Source organism: Sphingosinicella microcystinivorans, assembly GCF_027941835.1.
Classification (GTDB): Bacteria; Pseudomonadota; Alphaproteobacteria; order Sphingomonadales; family Sphingomonadaceae; genus Sphingosinicella.
On record NZ_CP116005.1, the window covers coordinates 3687398 to 3707442 of the forward strand.

Below are 20045 nucleotides of genomic sequence, written 5' to 3' on the forward strand. Positions count from 1 at the left end.
CTGAAACCGCTTCTAGTGTAGCCGCCGATCCAGTTCGCTGATCGCGGCGTCGGTGAGCTTCGTCTTCATCGCCTTGTCGGTCGAACCTTCGATGATCTGCGCGGCGGCAGCGGTCGCGAGGTTCGCGGCGCGGGCGCGCAGTTCGGTTTCCGCAGCGCGTTCGGCAGCGCCGATCTTCGCCTCCGCCATCGCGGCGCGGCGGGCGACCATCGCCTCGGCGCTCTTCTGCGCGGCGGCGACGATCTGACCGGCCTCCTGACGGGCGTGCGCGATGATCGCTTCCGCGTCCTTCTCGGCGGCGGCCTGCTGGCGCTTGTGCTCGGCGAGCAGGGCTTCGGCCTCCGCGCGCAGCGCCTTCGCTTCATCGAGCTCGGCGCGGATGCGGGCGCCGCGCGCGTCGAGCGCGCCGCCGATGCCCGTGAACGCGCCGAGGCGCCAGAGCAGAAGCGCGAACACCACGAACGCGAGGCCGACCCAGCCGTAGCTGTCGAGGCCGAGGAAGACCTCGTGGTGGACCTCCGCCTCGCCGTGCGCGGCGGTGGCTTCGGCATGTGCCGTCTCAACGACGCTCGGCGGCACTTCCACCGACGTCACTTCCCCTGCGGGCTGCTGCATCGCTGTCATCCCTGTGCCACGGCCGCAAGCGCGGCGTCCACGTCAGCCGCCTCGGGGCGCTTGCCCGTCAGCCGCTCCACGATGTCCGCCGCCGCGTCCGCGGCAACGGCATCGAGCTTCGCCATCGCGGCGACGCGGGCATCGCCGATGCGGGCTTCCGCCGCGGCGAGGCTCTGCTCGGCTTCGGCGTTCACCACGGCAAGCCGGGCTTCCGTGTCGCGCGCCGCCGCCGCCTTGGCGTCGTTCACCACCGAAGACGCGCTGGAGCGCGCCTTCGCGAGATCGGCCTGATAGGCGGCGTCGACCCGCTCGGCCTCCAGCTTGGCCGCTTCGGCCGCGCCGAGATCGTCGCCGATCGTCTTCGCCCGGACCTCCGTGACCTTCTCGACGCGCGGCAGGAGGCCGCGCATCATCAGGAACAGCACGCCGAACACCAGGATCAGCCAGGCGATCTGCGGAAGTGCCGTACTCGGATCAAATTGAGGCATGGCTCGGGACTCTCGGGACCAACGTCAAACATCGCAGTGCCGGCGGCGCGCGACCACCGGCACGGCTCATTCCTGCAAGCGTCAGACGACGAAGAGGAGGATGAGCGCGACGAGGAACGAGAAGATGCCGAGCGCTTCCGTCACGGCGAAGCCGAACAGCAGGTTCGGGCGCATCGCGTTGGCAGCCGCCGGGTTGCGGAGCGCACCCTGGAGGAACATGCCGAAGATGATGCCCACGCCGACACCGGCGAGGCCCATGCCGATGGCGGCGATGCCTGCACCAAGGAGTTTCGCTGCTTCTGCGTCCATTTCCTATATCCCTTCAACGAGTTGGATTGGTTGGTTGTTTCGAAAAGATCAATGCGAAAGGTTGATCGAGTCGTTCAGGTACACGCTGGTGAGCAGCGCGAAGACGTAGGCCTGCACCACCGCGACCAGCAGCTCGAGCGCGTAGAGCGCCACGTTCATCGCGAACGGCAGCACGCCCACCGCCGCCCAGATGCCGCCCGCAAGGCCGAGGCTGATGACGAAGCCCGCGAACACCTTCAGCAGGATGTGGCCCGCGGTCATGTTCGCGAACAGACGAACCGACAGCGTCACCGGGCGCGACAGGAACGAGATGATCTCGATGAGGATGATCAGCGGCGCGAGGAACCACGGCGTTCCCGGCGGCAGGAACAGGCTGAACCAGTGGAAGCCGTGCTTGGCGATGCCGATCAGCACGCACGCCACGAAGATGAACGCGGCAAAGGCGAACGTCACCGCGATGTGGCTCGTCACCGTGAAGGAATAGGGAAACAGGCCGATCAGGTTCGCCGCGAGGATGAAGATGAACAGCGAGAAGATGAACGGCACGTAGGGGCGGCCCTTGGGGCCGATGTTCTCGTCGACCATGCCGACGACGAATTCATGGACGGCCTCGACTGCGGACTGCCAGCGGCCCGGCACCAGCTCCGCCTTGCGCGTTCCGAAGAACATGAAGGCCCAGATGAGGAAAAGCGCCAGCAGCATGAAGGCGGCGCTGTTCGTGAACGAGACATCGTTTCCGGCCACTTCGAGCGGCACGATCGGCTTGATCTGGAACTGTTCGAGCGGACTCGCCACGTTTCCTAACGCTCCTCATCATCGTCATCGGGCACCTTGGGCAGAGCGTCGAGCTCGTCCTGCGAAACCTTGGCCGCTTCCGCGTTGACGACGCGCACGAGGTTATAGAACCCCGTGCCGAGACCCAACGTGAAGAGCGCCAGAAGCCCCCAGGGCGATGTCCCCAGCCACCGGTCGACCCAGTAGCCGATGAAACCGCCGACCAGCGTCGCGGCAACAACCTCGATCGCCAGCCGTGTACCCTGCCCGAACGCCGACCCTGCAACCTGCATGGGGTCCGGTTCCGGATTTGCCCGCCGCTTCGCCTCGGCCAGACGCTCCTCGAACGAGGTGCTTGTCTTGGTCGGGCGTGGGTCGGTCACCGGTTTGTGGACTCCCGCGCTGGTCGGCTCAGGCCAAACATACAGGCGCACCGGGCGGAGAAGCGAACCTCCCGCCCGAAGCGTGCGCACGTTTAGTTGCGCCCTTGGCCCAAGTCAACGCTTCCTTGCCGCAATGCAGCAGCATTGAGAGGATGCAGGAAATCACTCCGCCGCGAGCAGCGTTTCGGCGCGTCCGAGGTCGACGGAAACGAGCTGGCTGACGCCCTTTTCGCCCATCGTCACGCCGTACAGGCGGTGCATCCGGCTCATCGTCACGGCGTTGTGCGTCACGATGAGGAATCGCGTGTCGGTGAGCGTCGTCATGCGGTCGAGAAGATCGCAGAAACGTTCGATATTGGCGTCGTCGAGCGGCGCGTCGACCTCGTCGAGCACGCAGATCGGCGCCGGATTCGTCAGGAACAGCGCGAAGATCAGCGCGACGGCCGTCAGCGCCTGCTCGCCGCCCGAAAGCAGCGTCAGCGATTGCAGCTTCTTGCCCGGCGGCTGCGCCATGATCTCGAGGCCTGCTTCCAGCGGATCGTCCGATTCGATGAGTTCGAGCCGCGCCTCGCCGCCGCCGAACAGGCTGGTGAAGAGGTCGCCGAAGTGGCGGTTCACCTCCTCGAACGCCGTGAGGAGCCGCGCGCGGCCTTCGCGGTTCAGCGAGCCGATGCTGCCGCGCAGGCGGGCGATGGCGGTTTCCAGTTCCTCGCGCTCGGCGGTCGATGTCGTGAGCGTCGTCTCGATCTCCTCGAGCTCGACGTCGGCGCGCAGGTTCACCGGCCCCATGCGCTCGCGCTCGCCGGTCAGCCGGTCGAGCCCGGAGGACAGGGTTTCCGTGTCCTCCATGTTCTCGTCGCTGAATTCGAAGCGCGCCGGGAGCATCTGCGGCGAGCACTGGAAGCGCTCGACCGACAGGCGGTTGAGTTCCGTGCGCCGGTGCTCGCAGTTCTCGACCCGCACCTCGATGCGCCCGCGCTCCTCGCGCAGCGTCGAGAGGATCTCGGTCGCCTCGCGTGCCTCGCCGTCGATGGTGCGGAGGCTCCCTTCGGCTTCCGCCAGCCGGTCCGCCGCCGCCTGCCGCGCGGCCTCGGCGTCGGCAAGGTCGCCCGCGAGCCGCGCCTGGCGCTCGGCGATGGCGGCGGGCACGTCGGCGATCTCGGCGATGGTCGCGTTCGCAGCGGCGACTCGCGCGGCGAGTTCCTCGCGCTGCGCGGCGCTGCCGGAGATGCGGCGCTCCCACGCCTCGCGCTCGGCGGTGATCGCCTCGCGCCGCGCCTTGTCGCCGTCGAGCCCGCGCTGGAGCGCGACATGCTCGGCGCGCGCCATGGCGAGGTCGGAGCGGTGCGCGTCGGCGGCATTGCGCGCCGCCGTCACCGCTTCGGTCAGTCCCTCGGCGGCGGGAACCTCCAGAAGCGCCGCGTCGAGCCCCTGCACCTTCTCGCTGCATTCGGCGATCTGGTCGTTGGCGCGCGTCACGGCGGCCGCGAAGGCTTCGAGCTGCGCGGCGCGGCGTTCGACCTCGCCCGCGAGCTGCGAGATCGCCCTGGTCGCCTCGGCGCGCGCGGCTTCCGCCCGGCGCAGCGCCTGCCGCTCGCCGTCGATGGCGGACGCGGTTTCGGCGACGACGGCGCGCGCGGCGGCAAGCTCGGTCTCCGCGGCCTCCACGGCGGCCTCGGCATCCGGCAGCAGCGCCTCGACCTCGGCGAGCCGGTTGCGCTGGCGCAGCTTCTCCGCCGCCGCGCTGCCGTCGCCCGCTTCCGTGCGGAAGCCGTCCCAGCGGACCATGCGGCCTTCGGTCGTCACCAGCCGCTGGCCGACCGACAGCTTCGCCGCCAGCCGGTCCAGCATGTCGTCGTCGACGACGCCGATCTGCGCCGCGCGCCGCGCCAGTTCCTCGGGCGCCTCGATCACCTCGGACAGTGGCCGCGCGCCCGCCGGAAGCGCCGGGTCCCATTCGCCCTTCGCCGCGCCCGCCCAGCGGCGACCGCCCTCGCCGCCCACGGGCGCCGCCGTGTCGTCGCCGAGCGAGGCCGCGAACGCCGCCTCGAATCCCTTCACCACGCGCACGCGGTCGATCAGCGGCTCGGCGTCGCCCGCGCGGCTTGCCGCCAGCGAGCGTTCGAGCGACTGCCGCTCGCCGGCGAGCGCCGAAAGCGCCGCCTGCGCCTCGCCGCGCTTCGCCTGCGCCGTCTCGCGCGCGGTCTCCGCCCCGGCGCGGCGTTCCTCGCCGGTCGCGATCGCGGCGGACGCGCGCTCGGCCTCGACCTCTGCGTCCTTCGCACGGGCCTCGGCGGCGATCAGCCGCTCGCCCGCGTCGTCGCCCTGCGCGGCGGCGGCCTGCGCCGCGAGCGTCCGCGTCTTCTCCGATTCGGCTCGCGCGATCTGCGAGCGCAGCGCCGATAGCTCGGCCTCGACGGCGCGGCGCTGGCCCTGCGCCTCGGCCTGCGCGGCGAGCGCGTCGGCAAGCATGCGCTGGTCCGCCTCGACGACCGATTCGAGGTCCGCGATGCGCGCCTGCGCCGGGCCGAGCGCCGCTTCCGCCTCGGCGAGCCGGGCGGCGATCGCGGCGTCCTCCGCGGCCAGCCGTTCGAGCGCGGCGTTGGCGTCGTGGTGCAGCGCATCCTCGCGCGCGATGTCGCGCTCCGCCGCCTCGCGCCGCGCCTCCGCCTCGCGGCGGCGGCGTTCGACCTCGTTGAGCTCGGCGTTCAGCGAATCGCGCGAGAGCTTCAGGCGCTGGAGGATCGCGGCCGCTTCGGCCTCGGCCTCGCGCAGCGGCGGCAGGTTCGCGGCGGCGTCCGCCTGCCGCGCCGAGATCGCCGCGCCGAGCCGCGTCGCTTCCTCGATCCGTGCGCGCAGCGCTTCCGCTTCGGCCTTGGCGGCGTTCGCGTCGGCGGACGCCTCGGTCGCCTTCGCGTAGAGCAGCATCGCCTCGGCGATCCTGATCTGTTCGGAGAGCTTCTTGTAACGCTCCGCCTGCCGCGCCTGCCGCTTCAGGTTGGAAGCCTGCGTGCTCAGCCCCTGCAACACGTCGTCGAGCCGGGTGAGGTTCGATTCCGCCGCGCGCAGCCGCTGCTCGGCGTCCTTGCGGCGCACGTGCAGCCCGGCGATGCCCGCGGCTTCCTCAAGTAGCAGGCGCCGGTCCTGCGGCTTCGCGGCGATGATCGCGCCGATGCGGCCCTGGCTGACGAGCGCGGGCGAATGCGCGCCGGTGGCCGCGTCGGCGAACAGCAGTTGCACGTCCTTCTGACGCACGTCGCGGCCGTTGATCCGGTAGGCGGAACCGAGCCCGCGCTCGATGTGGCGGACGATTTCAAGGTCGTCCGAATCGTTGAACTGGGCAGGGGCGCGGCGTGTGCTGTTGTCGAGGTGGAGCGTGACGTGCGCGGCGTCGCGCGCCGGGCGCCGGTCGGTTCCGGCGAAGATCACGTCCTCCATGCCGCCGCCGCGCATCGACTTCGCGCTCGATTCGCCCATCACCCAGCGGATGGCTTCAAGGAGGTTGGACTTGCCGCAGCCGTTCGGGCCGACGACGCCCGTCAACCCGTCCTCGATCCTGAGTTCGACAGGATCGACGAAGGATTTGAATCCGGCGAGTCTAAGCCGCCTGAAATGCACGCGTCCCCCGCTCCCTCACGCCCACACGATTCACGCTACTTCACGGCGTCCTTGAGCAGCGGCTCGAGGTCCGCCCAGCTGTGCACGCCCTCCAGCCCCTTGCCGTTCAGCGCGAACGCGGGCGTGCCCGTCACCTTGTACTGTTCGACAGCGGCCTTGCGGATCGCCTCGAGCTGGCCGCGCTGCTGCGCGTCGGTGAGGCAGGCGCGGAACTTCGCTTCCGGAATGCCGCGCGCGCGCACGAAGCCGTCGAGCCCGCCGAGCTTCGCGTAGGTGACGACCTGATCGTCCGGCGACATGGATTGCAGCGACGCGGTCTGCACCTCGGTGAGCTTGGTGAACGGCTCGATCCACGTCTGCTGGTTCTTGAAGAACGCGTCGGTGAGCCCGAAGAACGCGCCCGGCCCCTGGCAGCGCGCGAGCATGGTGGCGCCGTAGTCCGCCGGGTTCAGCACGAAGTTGCGGAACTCGTAATAGACCTTGCCGGTGGCGATGTACTGGCCCTTGATGGTCGGCATCGCCATTTCATGGAAATCGCGGCAGTGCGGGCAGGTGAGCGAGGCGAACTCGACGAGCTTCACCGGCGCGTCGGGGTTGCCGATGCTGAAGCCGCCGTCCGGCGTCGCCGCCACCGTCTCCACCCAGTTGGACTTCGCGGCAGGCGCATCAGGCGCAGCCGCCTTCGGCGCGCTGTCGGCCTTGTTTCCGGCGGCTTCGGACGATTCCTGCCCGCAGGCGGAAAGCACTGCGACGGCGCCAAGCAAGCCCAACGTCTTGAACCGCGATTTTCTCAACATCTGGTAGTCCACCCTGAAAGAAACCCAATACCTGCCACAGATGCGGGTGGGGCACTATGGCGAGACGCGCTGCCCGAGTCAAAGCCGATCAGCGCCTTTTCAGACTAACGGATGACCGGCGGCCCCTTCGTCGCGCCCATCTGCCGGGCGAGGTCCTCGAGGCTCTGCCGCAACCCCTCGTCGGCGATCGCCCTGAGGCTGCCGACGACATCCTCCGGCACCTCGCCGGGGCGCTGTTCCGTTCCGTCCTCGGCGGGCTCGCGCGCCGCTGAAAGCCCCTGCCGTATCGCGATACGCGCGACGGCATCGTAGCCGAAGAAGCGATTCACCCGTTCGATGATCTGCGGCGCGACATGCTGGATCATCAGCGCGTGTGAGCCGCTCGCGGAGAGATTGAGCGTGCCGCCGCTGCGCTTGCCGTGCGGGAAGCTGAGCGATTCGGGTGTGGAATGCCGCGCGTAGTCCGGCCCCACGATTTCCGGCCAGCGCGCCACGACCGCGCTGTCGACGAAGCCGAAGCGGCGGAACGCCTTGCGCCCGACGAAGGGCACGAGCTCCGCGACCGCCCTGCTGCCTCCCCTCCTGTCGCCCGGTTTCCTCATGGCGAAACCCATGCCATAGGCGCGCCATGCCCGCCAAGGAAATCGCCCCCAAGGACATCGCGGCGCCGCTGCTCGCATGGTACGACCGCTCGCACCGGCGCCTGCCGTGGCGCGCGCCGCCGGGCGCGAACGCGGCCGATCCTTACCGCGTCTGGCTTTCGGAGATCATGCTCCAGCAGACCACCGTCGCGGCCGTCATCCCCTACTTCGAGGCGTTCACCACGCGCTGGCCGACCGTCGAGGCGCTCGCCGCGGCCGGGGACGGAGACGTGCTCGCCGCGTGGGCGGGGCTCGGCTACTACGCCCGCGCCCGCAACCTCCTCGCCTGCGCGCGTGCGGTCGCAAGCGACCACGGCGGCCGGTTTCCCGCGTCCGAAGCGGCGCTTCTCGGCCTTCCCGGCGTCGGCGCCTACACGGCGGCGGCGATCGCGGCGATCGCGTTCGGCGCGCGCGCCGTCGTCGTCGACGGCAATGTCGAGCGCGTCGTCGCGCGGCTGTTCGCGGTCGAGGACCGCCTGCCCGCCGCGAAGCCGAGGCTGCGCACGCTCGCGGATACGATCACGCCCGAGGCGCGCGCCGGCGATTTCGCGCAGGCGATGATGGACCTCGGCGCCACGATCTGCCGCCCGAAGTCCCCGGATTGCCTCGTGTGCCCCGTGATCGACGCCTGCGACGCCGCGCGGCGCGGCATCGCCGACCTGCTCCCCAAAAAAGCCCCGAAGCCCGCGCGTCCGGTCCGCTACGCCAACGTCTACGTGCTGCGCGACGGCGGCGAGATCATGCTGGTGCGGCGGCCTCCGCGCGGCCTGCTCGGCGGGATGCTCGGCCTGCCGATGAGCGAGATCGCCGACACGCCGCATCCCGAAGGCACGCATCCCGGCGCGCCCGCCGCGGCGCGCTGGTCACGCGGCGCGAGGCCCGTGTCCCACGTTTTCACGCATTTCGAGTTGCATCTGACCGTGTTTTGGGGCGATCTGTCGGACATAACGAAACCGGCGGGGGATTGGCGTGCGGCGGACGAGTCCGCCGCGCGGGATTTGCCGACGCTGTTTCGTAAAGCATTGGACTTTACGGCCTCTGTGGGTCAATTTTAGCCGTAGTGCAGCGGCGTACGCCTGATCGGAGTGGGAATTGTCGATATCGAGGCACGTTGCGTTCGCGCTCGCCGTGGTGCTGGCCGCTTGCGGCGGACAGAAGGGAAGCGGTGAAGGCCGCGCGCCGACCGTGGTCGGCGGCGTTGTCGAGCCCACGCGCTTCGTCGACAGCATTGACGCGGTCGGCACCGCCTACGCGCGCGAATCCACGACGCTCACCTCCACCGTCACCGAACGCGTGGACTCGCTGCGTTTCACCGACGGCGCCTATGTGCAGGCCGGCACCGTGATCGCGGTGCTGCGCGCCGTCGAGCAGACCGCGGACCTCGCCAGCGCCGAGGCGCGCTCGCGCGAGACGCAGCAGCAGCTCGACCGCCTGCGCGAACTCCAGCAGCGCGGCTTCGCCACCAACGCCAGCATCGACGCCCAGATCGCCGCGCGCGATCAGGCGCGCGCGCAGGCGAGCGCGATCCGCGCGCAGATCGGCGACCGCATCATCCGCGCGCCCTTCTCCGGCGTCGTCGGCCTGCGCCGCCTGTCGCCGGGCAGCGTCGTGACGGCGGGCACCGAGATCGCGACGATCAGCGACGTCAGCTCGATCAAGCTCGACTTCACCGTGCCCGAGCGCTTCATCTCGGCGATCGAGACCGGGCAGAACATCGAGGCGCGCGCCGCCGCGTGGCCGGGCGAGGTGTTCCGCGGCACCGTCGAGGGCGTCGAGCCGCAGGTCGATCCCATCACCCGCTCGGTCGCGATCCGCGCGCTGCTGCCGAACCCGGACCGGCGCCTGCGCCCCGGCATGTTGCTCACCGTCTCCATCGTCACCAATCCGCGCGACGCGCTCGCCGTTCCGGAGCTGGCGCTCGTCGCGCAGGGCGACCGCCAGTTCGTGTTCAGGCTCGACGACAAGAACGTCGCGAACCGCGTGCCGGTCGAGGTCGGTATGCGCGCGGGCGGCATGGCGGAGATCACCGGCGGCCTCAAGCGCGGCGACCGCATCGTCGCCGACGGCGTCGTCAAGGTGCGCGATGATGCCGAGGTGAGGCCGGTGTTCCCCGGCGAGCCCGAAGGCGCGACCACCGGCGCGCTCTCCGGCGCCGCGGCGGGCGCAGGCAAGTCGCGATGATCCTCTCCGATGTCTCGGTCAAGCGCCCGGTGTTCGCAGCTGTCGTCAGCCTCGTCATCGTGCTGGCCGGCGCCATTGCCTTCTTCTCGCTCCCGGTCCGCGAATATCCGGCCATCGAGCCGCCGATCGTCTCGGTCGAGGTCGCCTATCCCGGCGCCGCCGCCAGCGTCGTCGAATCGCGCATAACCCAGCTCGTCGAGGACCGGATCGCCGGCGTCGAGGGCATCGAGATGATCCGCTCGCGTTCGCGCGACGGCGTTGCCGACATCACCATCGAGTTCTCCGCGACGCGCGACGTGGACGACGCCGCGAACGACATCCGCGACCGCGTCGGCGGCCTTGCCGACGACCTGCCGGACGAGGTGATCCCGCCGGAAATCCGCAAGGTCGACGTCGACTCGATGCCGATCCTCTGGATGCACCTCTCGGGCGAGGAGCGCGATCCGCTCTGGCTCGCCGACTATGCGGACCGCATCCTCGTCGACCGCTTCTCCTCGATCGACGGCGTCGCGCGCGTGCAGGTCGCAGGCCTGTCGCGGCCCGCGATGCGAATCTGGCTCGACCGCGAGAAGCTCGCCGCCTACCGGCTGACGCCGAACGACATCGAGAGCGTGCTGCGTGCGCAGAACGTCGAGCTGCCCGCCGGCCGTATCGAGGCGGAAACGCAGAACCTCACGGTCCGCGTCGCCCGCGCCTACAGCAAGGTGGACGATTTCCGCGGGCTCGTCGTCTCGCGCGGCGCGGACGGGCATCTCGTCCGCCTCGGCGACGTCGCGCGCGTCGAGGTCGGGCCGGAGAACCCCTACAGCTTCTTCCGTTCGAACGGCAAACCGGGCGTCGGCATCGGCATCGTCCGCCAGTCGGGCGCGAACACGCTCGCGGTAGCCGAGGAGGTCAAGGCGCGGATCGAGGAAACGAAGAAGATGCTGCCCGCAGGGGTCAGCATCGACGTGTCGAACGACAGCTCGGTCTTCATTTCGGAGGCCATCAAGAACGTCTGGCAGACGCTCGCCGAGGCGTCGATCCTCGTCATCCTCGTCATCTACCTGTTCCTCGGCTCGCTGCGCGCGACCGTGATTCCGGCCGTCACCGTGCCGATCTGCCTGATCGCCACCTTCGCCGTGCTCTGGGCGCTCGGGCTGTCGATCAACCTTCTCACGCTGCTCGCGCTGGTGCTCGCCATCGGCCTCGTCGTCGACGACGCCATCGTCGTGCTGGAGAACATCTACTACCGCATCGAGCACGGCGAGACGCCGCTCGTCGCCGCCTATGAGGGCGCGCGGCAGGTCGCGTTCGCCGTGATCGCGACGACCGCCGTGGTCTGCGCGGTGTTCGTGCCGATCATGTTCCTTGCCGGGAACACCGGCCTCTTGTTCCGCGAGCTCGCCGCGGCGATGATCGGCGCGGTCGCCTTCTCGGGTTTCATCGCGCTGACGCTGACGCCGATGCTCTGCTCGAAGATGCTCACCGCGGAAACGGGCAGCAACCGCATGACGAAGTGGGTCGACGCGCGTTTCGAACGCCTCTCGGCCGCCTACGACCGCGCGCTCGGCCGCCTGCTGGGCCGCCCGCTGCTGATCGGCGGCATTTCGGCCACGGTCGTCGCGGCCTGCGTCGCGCTCGCGACGACGCTGCCCTCCGAGCTTGCGCCGCTCGAGGACACCGGCAACCTGCAGGTGAACGCGACCGCCGCGGAAGGCACCGGCTACGAGCAGATGGTCCGCTACATGGAGGACCTGCAGGCCCGCGTGCTGCCGATGATCGACGACGGCCCGATCCGCCGCATGGTGGTGCGCGCGCCCGGAAGCTGGGGCACGACCGAGGACTTCTCCAACGGCCGCATCACCGTGTTCCTGAAGGACTGGTCGGAGCGCAAGGAGACGACGGCGGAAGCCGCGCAGATGATCCAGAAGGCGCTGGAGGACTATCCGGGCGTCCGCACCTTCGCATCGGGCGGGCAGACGCTCGGCGCGAACCGCGGCGGCCGCCCGATCCGCTTCGTCATCGCAGGCGCGACCTTCGAGGAACTGGCCCGCGCCCGCGACGCGATCATGGACGCCGCCGCCGCCTATCCCGGCATCGAGAACCTCGAGGCCGACTACAAGGAGACGAAGCCGCAGCTCCTCGTCGACATCGACACGACGCGCGCCGGCGACCTCGGCGTTTCCGTGAGCGACATCGGCCGCACGCTGGAGACCATGATGGGCTCGCGGCGCGTCACCACCTACATCGACCGGGGCGAGGAATATCGCGTCATCGTGCAGGCCGAGCCGAAGGACCGGCTGACGCCGCAGGACCTCTCCAACGTCTACGTCCGCTCGCGCACGGGCGACGTCATTCCGCTGTCGAACCTCGTGACGCTGCGCAGCTTCGCGGACGCGGGCGAGCTCGGCCACTTCAACAAGCTCCGCGCCATCACGCTCGAAGGCTCGGTGGCGCCCGGCTATTCGCTCGGGCAGGCGCTCGACTGGCTGGAGGCGGAAGCCTCGACGCTGCCGGAAGTCGCGGCCATCGGCTACGACGGCGAAAGCCGCGCCTTCAAGCAGACGGGCGGCGCGATCTGGGGCGTGCTCGGCGTCACCATCCTGCTCGTGTTCCTCGTGCTCGCCGCGCAGTTCGAAAGCTGGGTGCATCCGGGCGTCATCGTGCTCGCCGTGCCGCTCGCGGTCGGCGGCGGGCTGCTCGGCCTCGTCGTGATGGGCCAGTCGCTCAACCTCTACAGCCAGATCGGCATCGTCATGCTCGTTGGGCTCGCGGCCAAGAACGGCATCCTCATCGTCGAGTTCGCCAACCAGCTTCGCGACCAGGGCGTCGCGTTCGACGACGCCATCCGCCGCGCCGCCGTGCGCCGCCTGCGCCCCGTCATCATGACCTCGATCGCCACGGTGGCCGGCGCGGTGCCGCTGATGCTGGCGAGCGGAGCGGGCGCCGCCTCACGTCAGGCGATCGGCACCGTCGTCGTCTGGGGCGTCAGCCTCGCGACGCTGCTCACGCTGTTCGTCATCCCCGTGTTCTACAGGCGGCTCGCCCGGGGCACCGGCTCCCCGCTCGCCGTGACGCGCAGGCTGGAGGAGGAGCGCGGCGCCGCGCCCGCCCCGGCCCCCGCCGAATAAAGCACGGTTGAAACCGGCCGCATGACCGCCATATTAGGCGCGAGAGCACAGCTGAAGGCGCCCCGACCCATGCAGTCCAAAAACCGCTTCTTCGACGATTTCTCGCGCATGGCGACCGGCGCGATGGGTTCGCTCGCCGGCATGGGCCGCGAGATGGAGGCGGGCTTCCGGGCTCGCATGGAGGATTTCATCGCCGGTCTCGATCTCGTGAAGCGCGAGGAATTCGAGGCCGTGAAGCAGATGGCCGCGAACGCCCGCGCCGAGAACGAGGAACTGAAGGCGCGAATCGCGAAGCTCGAAGCGGCGGCGGGAACGGCGCCCGCAAAACCGGCCCCGGCGCGCAAGCCCGCGGCGAGGAAGGCCGCGAAATCAGCGACCGCCGCCTGATATCCACAGCAATTTCGCGAGAACCGGCACGCAGCGTCTTGCGTGCCGCGGACGGGCATCGCACCATATGTAGTGCAGGGCTGAACTCTGGTGGACAAGGGATTGACCGAACTCGAACTTGAAATGGCCCAGGCCACGGCAGCGCCGCTCGACATGCTCGAGCATTATTTCGGCGCGCACGGCTGGTCCTTCGAGCGCGCCAGCGACGAGGAGCTCATCGCCCGCGTCGAGGGCAGCTGGACGACGTACCAGCTGCGCGCGCTCTGGCGCGAGGAAGAGCGCGTCCTCCAGTTCATTGCCATGCCCGACATCCGCGTGCCGGAAAACCGCCGCGCCGCCGTGTGGGAAGTGCTCAGCCTCATCAACGAGCAGCTCTGGCTCGGCCATTTCGAGATGTGGTCGACGGACGGCACGCTGCTGTTCCGCCACGCCTCGATGCTGGAAAGCGCCGACGAGGACAGCGGCCTGTCGCTCGCGCAGGCCGAAACGCTGGTCGAGGCCGCGGTCGACGAGTGCGAGCGCTACTATCCCGTCTTCCAGTTCATCCTCTGGGCCGGCAAGACCCCGCGCGAGGCGCTCGACGCCGCGCTGATCGACACGGTCGGCGAGGCCTAGGAGACCGGTCCGGTGGGTGCGGGCGCGGCCGCCGGCGCAAACTGCGCCTTCCCGTCCGCGTCGAACGTGACGTCATAATCCGTCGTCAGCACGCCATTCACGATCTGCCCGGCCTTGAGCTTGGCATTGTTGCCCGGCGCGAACGGCGCGTAGAACGGCGCGAGGACCCAGCGCAGCGCATCGTCGGACTTGCCGCCGGTCCCGACCTCGCTGAGATCGCCGGTGATCGGCAGTTGCCGGCCGTTCGCCTCCAGATACGTGAGGCGCGCGGTCATCTTCCCGCGTCCCCCGCCCGCCTCGCTGCCCTTCGCCTCCGTGACCTCGCCGAGCGCTTTCGCCCCCACCGCGAGCAGCACGCGCCCCTCCACGACGAGCGGCTGGTTCAACCGGAGCACGACCGGCGTTCCGGCAACCGCGTTCCGCGTGCTGACTTCATTCAGCACCATCAACTCCAGCACCGTGCCTTGCGGCACCCGCACGGCCTGCGCCTCGGCAAATCCCGCCGTGCAGAGCGCAAGCAGCCCTGCAATGCCTGTCGGACGCGCCATTCGATCCCCTCCCCCCGTCAAAATGATCATGTTCCGCCGCCGTGACGATTGCAATCGCCCCCGGTGGAGAGGATGGATTACCGTCGCGGCACGTAACCGCCGCTCGAGTCGGGGTTCTGTTCCGGGGGAGGAATCGTCATGCTGCGCGTTGCAAGCCTTGCGCTCGTCTGCACCCTGTCCGTCGGCGCCGTTTCCGCCGAGGCCAAGGACAAGACGGCAAAGACCTATGTCGTCGTCAATGAAGCCGTCGGCGTTCCCGTGTTCCCGTATGACATCACCGACCGCCCGTATGAAGTGATCGGCGAGGTGAAGGCCGAAATCCGCAAGGCGACGATCTTCAGCAAGGAAGCCAGCCAGGAGAAGATCTACCGCGAGCTTTGGGAGCGCGGCGAGAAGCTCGGCGCCGATGCTGTCATCAAGGCCGGCTACGGCGATTCCCGCGTCACGCTGATGAGCTGGGGCAGCACGGCCGCCACCGGCACCGCGATCAGGTTCGTCGCTGCGGCAGCCACGCCCGAACCTGCCGCCGCTGAAACCGCAGAGACGGTCGTCCCCGCATCCGCCGAGGACGCATCGGCAGCGGATACGGCTTCCGAAGCGGAGGAAGCCCCGCCGCCGGAACCGGCGGAGGACGCCGCGTCGCCGCAGTAGGCGCCGGGCGGAGATACCGGCGTTCCGGCATCTCCGCCTTCGCGGATACAGACGTTCAGGCCGCGCGGCGGCGCATCAGGCCGAAACCGGCAATGCCGATTCCGAGCAGGCCGAGCATTCCCGGTTCCGGCACGCGCGTCGGCAGAACCTGTATGTCGCTCGCGGCCACCTCGCCGTTGTCGCCGACCTCGCCGATATAGAGGAAATATCCGAGGCCCGAGATCGCCGAGGTCAGGTTGAAGGCGATCACGCCGTTGTCGCCGAGGCTGATGAAGCCGTCCGGCGTCACCGTGCTCGACTCTCCGTCGAACGCGCCGAGCGTCGCGACGCCGTTGTCGAGGCCCGTGCCCGCTGCATTCGTGCCGAACAGTTTCGGATCGGCCGGTGCCGCCTGCGTTCCCGGCGTGAACACCACGCTGCTGCCGAGGAACGAGAACACGTCGAGACCCGCGGCCGCGGCAGCGCACGCCGCCGTCGCGCAGTCGGTCGCCGAAATCTTGATCGCATCGAGATCGAAGCCCGAGAACTGTCCCGGCGACGAGCCGCTCGGCAGACCGCTGTCGCGGATGATGATGGAGGCAATGATGCCGTCGATCGTCGAAAGATCGGCCTTGAAGACCGCCGTATTGGCAATGTCGCCGCCGGTCACGCCGTCCAGCTTCGTGAACGAGAGGGGGACCGCCTGTGCGCTTCCCGCGATCAGCATCGCGGCGAGAACGCCGCCCGTCATTTGTACGCGCATGTCTGTTCCTTCCGATGTCTGTCCCAAAGCGACTCAGGCAACATCGTCCGGCACAACGCAAACCGCGTGCCACTATGGTTAACGCCGCGAATCCAGCGTCTTGCAGAAACCGGAATCCGGAAGTGTCAAGCAGGCCGACGAATCGTTACGTAACGATCTCAATCGGTTAGCGCCGCCTTCAGCAGTTCGTTCACCACTTTCGGGTTGGCCTTGCCGCCAGTCGCCTTCATCGTCTGACCGACGAAGAAGCCGAACAGCGCCTCCTTGCCGCCCTTGTATTCGGCGACCTTGTCGGCGTTCTTCGCCAGAACCTCGGCGATCGCCGCCTCGATGGCGCCGGTGTCGGAGACCTGTTTCAGGCCCCGTTCCTCGACGATCTTTTCGGGGTCGCCGCCGGTTTCCAGCATGATCTGGAACACGTCCTTGCCGAGGCGGCCCGAAAGCGTGCCGTCGCCGATCAGCGCGAGCAGCGAGGCGGCCTGCTCCGGCGTGATCGGGCTGTCCGCGATGTCCTTGCCGAGCGTGTTGAGCGCGCCGTAGAGGTCCGAGATCACCCAGTTGGAGGCCGCGCGCGCCACGTCGGGCAGGCTCTTGCCCTGCTTTTCGGCCGTCAGCGCCAGCAGCCGCTCGAACCAGTCGGCAGATTCCTTCTCCGCCGTCAGCACGCTGGCGTTGTAGTCGCTGATGCCGAGGTCGCGCACGTAGCGCGCGTGCTTCGCGTCCGGGAGTTCCGGCAGCTCGGCGCGACGCGCTTCGATGAACGCATCATCGAATTCCAGCGGCAGCAGGTCCGGGTCCGGGAAGTAGCGGTAGTCGTGCGCGTCCTCCTTGGAGCGCAGCGCGCGCGTCTCCATGCGGCCGGGATCGAACAGGCGCGTTTCCTGCACGATGGTGCCGCCGCCCTCGATGATCTCCACCTGCCGCTGCGCCTCGTATTCGATCGCCGCCTGCACGAAGCGGACGCTGTTCACGTTCTTGATCTCGCAGCGCGTGCCGAAGGGGTCGCCCGGCTTCCGCACGCTGACGTTCACGTCGGCGCGCATGGAGCCTTCCTCCATGTTGCCGTCGCAGCTTCCCACGTAGCGCAGGATCGAGCGCAGCTTCTTCACATACGCCCCCGCCTCTTCCGGCGAGCGCATGTCCGGCCGGGAGACGATCTCCATCAGCGCGACGCCCGAACGGTTGAGATCGACGTAGGAATAGCGCGGCGACTGGTCGTGCATCGACTTGCCCGCGTCCTGCTCCAGATGGATGCGCTCCAGCCCCACCGTCTTGGTGCGCCCCTCGCCGAGATCAATGTGGATTTCGCCCTCGCCCACGATCGGGTGCTGGAACTGGCTGATCTGGTAGCCCTGCGGCAGGTCCGCGTAGAAGTAATTCTTCCGGTCGAAGCGCGACCAGCGATTGATCTTCGCATCGAGCGCGAGGCCGGTGCGGACGGCCTGCTTCACGCACTCGCCGTTGATCACCGGCAGCATCCCCGGCATCGCCGCGTCGACAAGGCTCACCTGCGTGTTCGGCTCCGCCCCGAACACCGTCGCCGCACCCGAGAACAGCTTGGCGTTCGACGTGACCTGCGCGTGCACCTCGAGGCCGATCACGACCTCCCACGCGCCGGTTTCGCCGTGGATGCGGTAGGGGGCTGGGTCAGCCATGGCCATTCGTCCTTGGATCGATAAGTTCAACGGTCGGGAAGTAACTTCGAAAACGCTGGATGTCGCGTGTCATCACCGCCACGCCGAGCGTTTCAGCGTGCGCGCCGATCAGGAAATCCGGAAGCAGAGCCTCACGCTTGCCGCCGCGCCGCCGGTATTCGGCAAAGGCGAGTCCCGCCCGGTGCGCTGCTTCATCGGTGATCGGCGTGACCATGATGCCGAGGCTGTCCAGCATCTGTCGCAGGTGCGCGGGCGTCTGGAAATGCGGCGAGATTTCTGCGAATATGATGTGATTGATGATCGGCTGCCGCGCGCTTGCATGAATGGCGAACGACCGCGAGGATACGGCGGCGAACTCCTCGCCGCTCGACATCAGATCGAACATGACGTTCGTGTCGACGATCATACTTCGGGCGGATCGCCGCGCATCAACTGATACCACTCGTCGCTCGTGTAGCCCGGCATGGTGTCCTGCGCGCGAAACTTGGCCTGCACTTCGCGGATGCGTGCCAGCTTGTCCTGAATCCGTTTCTCGCGCTCCGCATCCGCATCCACCGGACGCACCACCGCCTCGCCGCGATCGTTGATCGCGACCTCGACCGGCTGGCCGGGCACCAGACCCGCCGCCTTGCGGATGGCGCTGGGGATCGTCACCTGCCCCTTGATGGTCATGTTGGTCTGCATGGCACGCCTCGTATTACCTCGCTCAAAAGGTAATACCTCATCCCCATGTCGTCAACGTCACCACCACGCCTCCGGCCGCGCGGTGAAGCCCGCGGCCTGTTCGATCGCATAGCCCGCGTTCAGCACGCCTTCCTCGTCGAGCGGACGCCCGATGATCTGGAGGCCGAGGGGCAGGCCGTCGTCGGAAAGCCCTCCGGGGACCGACATCGCGGGAAGCCCCGCGAGGCTCGCGGGCACGCAGAACACGTCGTTCAGGTACATGGCGATCGGGTCGTCGACGTTCGCGCCGATGCCGAACGCCGCGCTCGGCGCGGTCGGCGCGAGGATCACGTCGCAGCGCTCGAACGCCTGCATGAAGTCGCGCTGGATCAGCGCCCGCACCTTCTGCGCCTTCAGGTAATAGGCGTCGTAATAGCCCGCCGAGAGCACGTAGGTGCCGATCAGGATGCGCCGCTGCACCTCCGTTCCGAAGCCCGCCGAGCGCGTCGCCTCGTACATGTCGATGAGGCTGCCGTTCTCGGGCGCCTCGCGGAGGCCGTAGCGCACGCCGTCATAGCGCGCGAGGTTGGACGAGGCCTCGGCCGGGGCGATGATGTAATAGGTCGGCAGCGCGTATTTTGTGTGCGGCAGCGAGATGTCGACGATCTCCGCACCCGCGTCGCGCAGCATGTCCGCACCCTTCTTCCACAGCGCCTCGATCTCCGCCGGGATGCCCTCGACCGTGTATTCCTTCGGGATGCCGACGCGCTTGCCCTTGAGGTCGCCGGTCAGCGCCGCCTCGAAGTCCGGCACCGGCAGGTCGAGGCTGGTCGAATCCTTGGGATCGAACCCGCACATGGATTTGAGCAGGATCGCGCAGTCGCGCACGTCCCGCGCCATCGGCCCGGCCTGGTCGAGCGAGCTTGCGAACGCCACGATGCCCCAGCGCGAGCAGCGGCCGTAGGTGGGCTTGATGCCAGCGATACCCGTGAACGCCGCGGGCTGGCGGATCGAGCCGCCGGTGTCCGTCCCCGTCGCGCCCGCCACCAGCCGCGCCGAGACCGCCGCCGACGAGCCGCCCGAGCTGCCGCCCGGCACGAGGCTTTCGTTGCCCTTCCCGCGCCACGGATTGATGACTGTGCCGAACGCGCTCGTCTCGTTGGAGGAGCCCATCGCGAACTCGTCCATGTTGAGCTTGCCGAGCATCCCCGCGCCGTCCGCGAGCAGCCTGCCGCTCACGGTCGACTCATAGGGCGGCTTGAAGCCTTTCAGGATGTTCGAGGCAGCGGCGGTCTGCACGCCTTCGGTCGCGAACAGGTCCTTGATGCCGAGCGGGATGCCCGAGAGCGGCTTCGCCTCTCCTCGCGCCAGCGCCGCATCCGCCGCCTCGGCCGCTTTCAGCGCCAGCTCCGGCGTCTCCACCGTGAACGCGTTCAGCACGCGCGCGGCCTCCACCGCCTTCACGTGCGCCTCGGCGAGTTCCTTGGCGGAGAAGGCCTTGGCGCGCAGCCCGTCGCGCATCGCCGCGAGCGAGAGGTCGGTGAGCGACGTCATTATTCGATCACCTTCGGCACGGCGAAGAAGCCGTACTCGGCCTTCGGCGCGTTCGCGAGCACCTTGTCCTGAATGCCGCCGTCGGTGACGACGTCCTCGCGCCAGCGCAAGCTGTTCGGGATCACCGCCGCCAGCGGCTCCACGCCGTCCGTATCCACCTCGCCGAGCATCTCCACCCAGCCGAGGATCTTGGAAAGCTCCTCGGCCATCACGGCGGACCTGTCGTCGTCGATCCTGATGCGCGCAAGATGCGCGACGCGTTTGACGGTTGCGGCGTCAACGGACATGCAAAACCCCGGATTGATTGAGGC

21 protein-coding genes are annotated in these 20045 nt (G+C 68.8%); 6 read left to right on the plus strand and 15 right to left on the minus strand.

Going from position 1 to position 20045, the window contains the following annotated elements; all coding sequences use genetic code 11:
- Positions 1 to 12: 12 nt before the first annotated feature.
- From PE061_RS17780 to PE061_RS17815, 8 genes are all read right to left on the minus strand, one after another.
- A complete protein-coding gene (locus tag PE061_RS17780; protein WP_271256547.1) occupies positions 13 to 615 on the minus strand; it encodes a F0F1 ATP synthase subunit B in 603 nt (200 codons plus the stop codon).
- Between the two features lie 5 nt (positions 616 to 620).
- A complete protein-coding gene (locus tag PE061_RS17785) occupies positions 621 to 1103 on the minus strand; it encodes an ATPase (RefSeq protein ID WP_271256548.1) in 483 nt (160 codons plus the stop codon).
- 81 nt (positions 1104 to 1184) lie between these two features.
- On the minus strand, positions 1185 to 1412 hold the full coding sequence (locus PE061_RS17790; protein ID WP_271256549.1) for a F0F1 ATP synthase subunit C: 228 nt from the start codon (positions 1410 to 1412) through the stop codon (positions 1185 to 1187).
- A 48-nt stretch (positions 1413 to 1460) separates the two neighbouring features.
- A complete protein-coding gene (locus PE061_RS17795) occupies positions 1461 to 2207 on the minus strand; it encodes a F0F1 ATP synthase subunit A (RefSeq protein ID WP_271256550.1) in 747 nt (248 codons plus the stop codon).
- A 5-nt stretch (positions 2208 to 2212) separates the two neighbouring features.
- A complete protein-coding gene (locus PE061_RS17800) occupies positions 2213 to 2569 on the minus strand; it encodes an AtpZ/AtpI family protein (RefSeq protein WP_271256551.1) in 357 nt (118 codons plus the stop codon).
- A 162-nt stretch (positions 2570 to 2731) separates the two neighbouring features.
- The gene (locus PE061_RS17805) at positions 2732 to 6187 is read right to left on the minus strand and encodes a chromosome segregation SMC family protein (protein ID WP_271256552.1); all 3456 of its coding nucleotides are present in this window, start codon (positions 6185 to 6187) and stop codon (positions 2732 to 2734) included.
- Between the two features lie 35 nt (positions 6188 to 6222).
- Positions 6223 to 6951: a thioredoxin domain-containing protein gene (locus PE061_RS17810; protein WP_271256553.1), complete on the minus strand. Its 729-nt coding sequence runs from the start codon at positions 6949 to 6951 to the stop codon at positions 6223 to 6225.
- 137 nt (positions 6952 to 7088) lie between these two features.
- Complete coding sequence (locus PE061_RS17815; RefSeq protein WP_271256554.1) at positions 7089 to 7598, minus strand: DUF721 domain-containing protein; 510 nt, start codon at positions 7596 to 7598, stop codon at positions 7089 to 7091.
- A gap of 14 nt (positions 7599 to 7612) precedes the next feature.
- On the opposite strand from PE061_RS17815, the gene mutY reads away from it, so the two are divergent.
- The 5 genes from mutY to PE061_RS17840 all read left to right on the plus strand — a co-directional run bounded on the left by mutY (position 7613) and on the right by PE061_RS17840 (position 13921).
- A complete protein-coding gene (mutY, locus tag PE061_RS17820) occupies positions 7613 to 8680 on the plus strand; it encodes an A/G-specific adenine glycosylase (RefSeq protein ID WP_271256555.1) in 1068 nt (355 codons plus the stop codon).
- 37 nt (positions 8681 to 8717) lie between these two features.
- Positions 8718 to 9806, plus strand: a complete 1089-nt coding sequence (locus tag PE061_RS17825; protein ID WP_271256556.1) for an efflux RND transporter periplasmic adaptor subunit — start codon at positions 8718 to 8720, stop codon at positions 9804 to 9806.
- On the plus strand, positions 9803 to 12919 hold the full coding sequence (locus PE061_RS17830) for an efflux RND transporter permease subunit (protein ID WP_271256557.1): 3117 nt from the start codon (positions 9803 to 9805) through the stop codon (positions 12917 to 12919). The genes PE061_RS17825 and PE061_RS17830 overlap by 4 nt, the downstream gene beginning before the upstream one ends.
- A 69-nt stretch (positions 12920 to 12988) precedes the next feature.
- The gene (locus tag PE061_RS17835; protein WP_271256558.1) at positions 12989 to 13306 is read left to right on the plus strand and encodes an accessory factor UbiK family protein; all 318 of its coding nucleotides are present in this window, start codon (positions 12989 to 12991) and stop codon (positions 13304 to 13306) included.
- 123 nt (positions 13307 to 13429) lie between these two features.
- A complete protein-coding gene (locus PE061_RS17840) occupies positions 13430 to 13921 on the plus strand; it encodes a YbjN domain-containing protein (protein ID WP_271259242.1) in 492 nt (163 codons plus the stop codon).
- Here PE061_RS17840 and PE061_RS17845 read toward each other — a convergent pair.
- Positions 13918 to 14469: a hypothetical protein gene (locus PE061_RS17845; RefSeq protein WP_271256559.1), complete on the minus strand. Its 552-nt coding sequence runs from the start codon at positions 14467 to 14469 to the stop codon at positions 13918 to 13920. The genes PE061_RS17840 and PE061_RS17845 overlap by 4 nt on opposite strands.
- A gap of 138 nt (positions 14470 to 14607) precedes the next feature.
- On the opposite strand from PE061_RS17845, the gene PE061_RS17850 reads away from it, so the two are divergent.
- Positions 14608 to 15120: a hypothetical protein gene (locus PE061_RS17850; RefSeq protein ID WP_271256560.1), complete on the plus strand. Its 513-nt coding sequence runs from the start codon at positions 14608 to 14610 to the stop codon at positions 15118 to 15120.
- Between the two features lie 55 nt (positions 15121 to 15175).
- Here the strand turns inward: PE061_RS17850 and PE061_RS17855 are convergent, their stop codons facing one another.
- The 6 genes from PE061_RS17855 to gatC all read right to left on the minus strand — a co-directional run bounded on the left by PE061_RS17855 (position 15176) and on the right by gatC (position 20021).
- Positions 15176 to 15862 (minus strand): PEP-CTERM sorting domain-containing protein, encoded by a 687-nt coding sequence (locus PE061_RS17855; RefSeq protein ID WP_271256561.1) that lies wholly within the window; start codon positions 15860 to 15862, stop codon positions 15176 to 15178.
- A 158-nt stretch (positions 15863 to 16020) separates the two neighbouring features.
- Positions 16021 to 17517: an Asp-tRNA(Asn)/Glu-tRNA(Gln) amidotransferase subunit GatB gene (gene gatB, locus PE061_RS17860; protein ID WP_271256562.1), complete on the minus strand. Its 1497-nt coding sequence runs from the start codon at positions 17515 to 17517 to the stop codon at positions 16021 to 16023.
- On the minus strand, positions 17510 to 17923 hold the full coding sequence (locus PE061_RS17865) for a type II toxin-antitoxin system VapC family toxin (RefSeq protein WP_271256563.1): 414 nt from the start codon (positions 17921 to 17923) through the stop codon (positions 17510 to 17512). Before PE061_RS17865 ends, gatB begins: the two co-directional genes overlap by 8 nt.
- The gene (locus PE061_RS17870; RefSeq protein ID WP_271256564.1) at positions 17920 to 18201 is read right to left on the minus strand and encodes an AbrB/MazE/SpoVT family DNA-binding domain-containing protein; all 282 of its coding nucleotides are present in this window, start codon (positions 18199 to 18201) and stop codon (positions 17920 to 17922) included. Before PE061_RS17870 ends, PE061_RS17865 begins: the two co-directional genes overlap by 4 nt.
- A gap of 57 nt (positions 18202 to 18258) precedes the next feature.
- Entirely contained in the window at positions 18259 to 19734 is a 1476-nt protein-coding gene (gene gatA, locus PE061_RS17875; protein ID WP_271256565.1) for an Asp-tRNA(Asn)/Glu-tRNA(Gln) amidotransferase subunit GatA, read from the minus strand.
- Entirely contained in the window at positions 19734 to 20021 is a 288-nt protein-coding gene (gatC, locus tag PE061_RS17880; RefSeq protein ID WP_271256566.1) for an Asp-tRNA(Asn)/Glu-tRNA(Gln) amidotransferase subunit GatC, read from the minus strand. Before gatC ends, gatA begins: the two co-directional genes overlap by 1 nt.
- Between the last annotated feature and the right edge of the window lie 24 nt (positions 20022 to 20045).

Excerpts from the sequence above, each read along its gene's own strand:
- PE061_RS17780 (WP_271256547.1), bottom strand. The coding sequence starts at position 615 with ATGCAGCAGCCCGCAGGGGAAGTGACGTCGGTGGAAGTGCCGCCGAGC.
- PE061_RS17785 (WP_271256548.1), bottom strand. The coding sequence starts at position 1,103 with ATGCCTCAATTTGATCCGAGTACGGCACTTCCGCAGATCGCCTGGCTG.
- PE061_RS17790 (WP_271256549.1), bottom strand. The coding sequence starts at position 1,412 with ATGGACGCAGAAGCAGCGAAACTCCTTGGTGCAGGCATCGCCGCCATC.
- PE061_RS17815 (WP_271256554.1), bottom strand. The coding sequence starts at position 7,598 with ATGGGTTTCGCCATGAGGAAACCGGGCGACAGGAGGGGAGGCAGCAGG.
- mutY (WP_271256555.1), top strand. The coding sequence starts at position 7,613 with ATGCCCGCCAAGGAAATCGCCCCCAAGGACATCGCGGCGCCGCTGCTC.
- PE061_RS17830 (WP_271256557.1), top strand. The coding sequence starts at position 9,803 with ATGATCCTCTCCGATGTCTCGGTCAAGCGCCCGGTGTTCGCAGCTGTC.
- PE061_RS17835 (WP_271256558.1), top strand. The coding sequence starts at position 12,989 with ATGCAGTCCAAAAACCGCTTCTTCGACGATTTCTCGCGCATGGCGACC.
- PE061_RS17840 (WP_271259242.1), top strand. The coding sequence starts at position 13,430 with ATGGCCCAGGCCACGGCAGCGCCGCTCGACATGCTCGAGCATTATTTC.
- PE061_RS17845 (WP_271256559.1), bottom strand. The coding sequence starts at position 14,469 with ATGGCGCGTCCGACAGGCATTGCAGGGCTGCTTGCGCTCTGCACGGCG.
- PE061_RS17850 (WP_271256560.1), top strand. The coding sequence starts at position 14,608 with ATGCTGCGCGTTGCAAGCCTTGCGCTCGTCTGCACCCTGTCCGTCGGC.
- PE061_RS17855 (WP_271256561.1), bottom strand. The coding sequence starts at position 15,862 with ATGCGCGTACAAATGACGGGCGGCGTTCTCGCCGCGATGCTGATCGCG.
- gatB (WP_271256562.1), bottom strand. The coding sequence starts at position 17,517 with ATGGCTGACCCAGCCCCCTACCGCATCCACGGCGAAACCGGCGCGTGG.
- PE061_RS17865 (WP_271256563.1), bottom strand. The coding sequence starts at position 17,923 with ATGATCGTCGACACGAACGTCATGTTCGATCTGATGTCGAGCGGCGAG.
- PE061_RS17870 (WP_271256564.1), bottom strand. The coding sequence starts at position 18,201 with ATGCAGACCAACATGACCATCAAGGGGCAGGTGACGATCCCCAGCGCC.
- gatA (WP_271256565.1), bottom strand. The coding sequence starts at position 19,734 with ATGACGTCGCTCACCGACCTCTCGCTCGCGGCGATGCGCGACGGGCTG.
- gatC (WP_271256566.1), bottom strand. The coding sequence starts at position 20,021 with ATGTCCGTTGACGCCGCAACCGTCAAACGCGTCGCGCATCTTGCGCGC.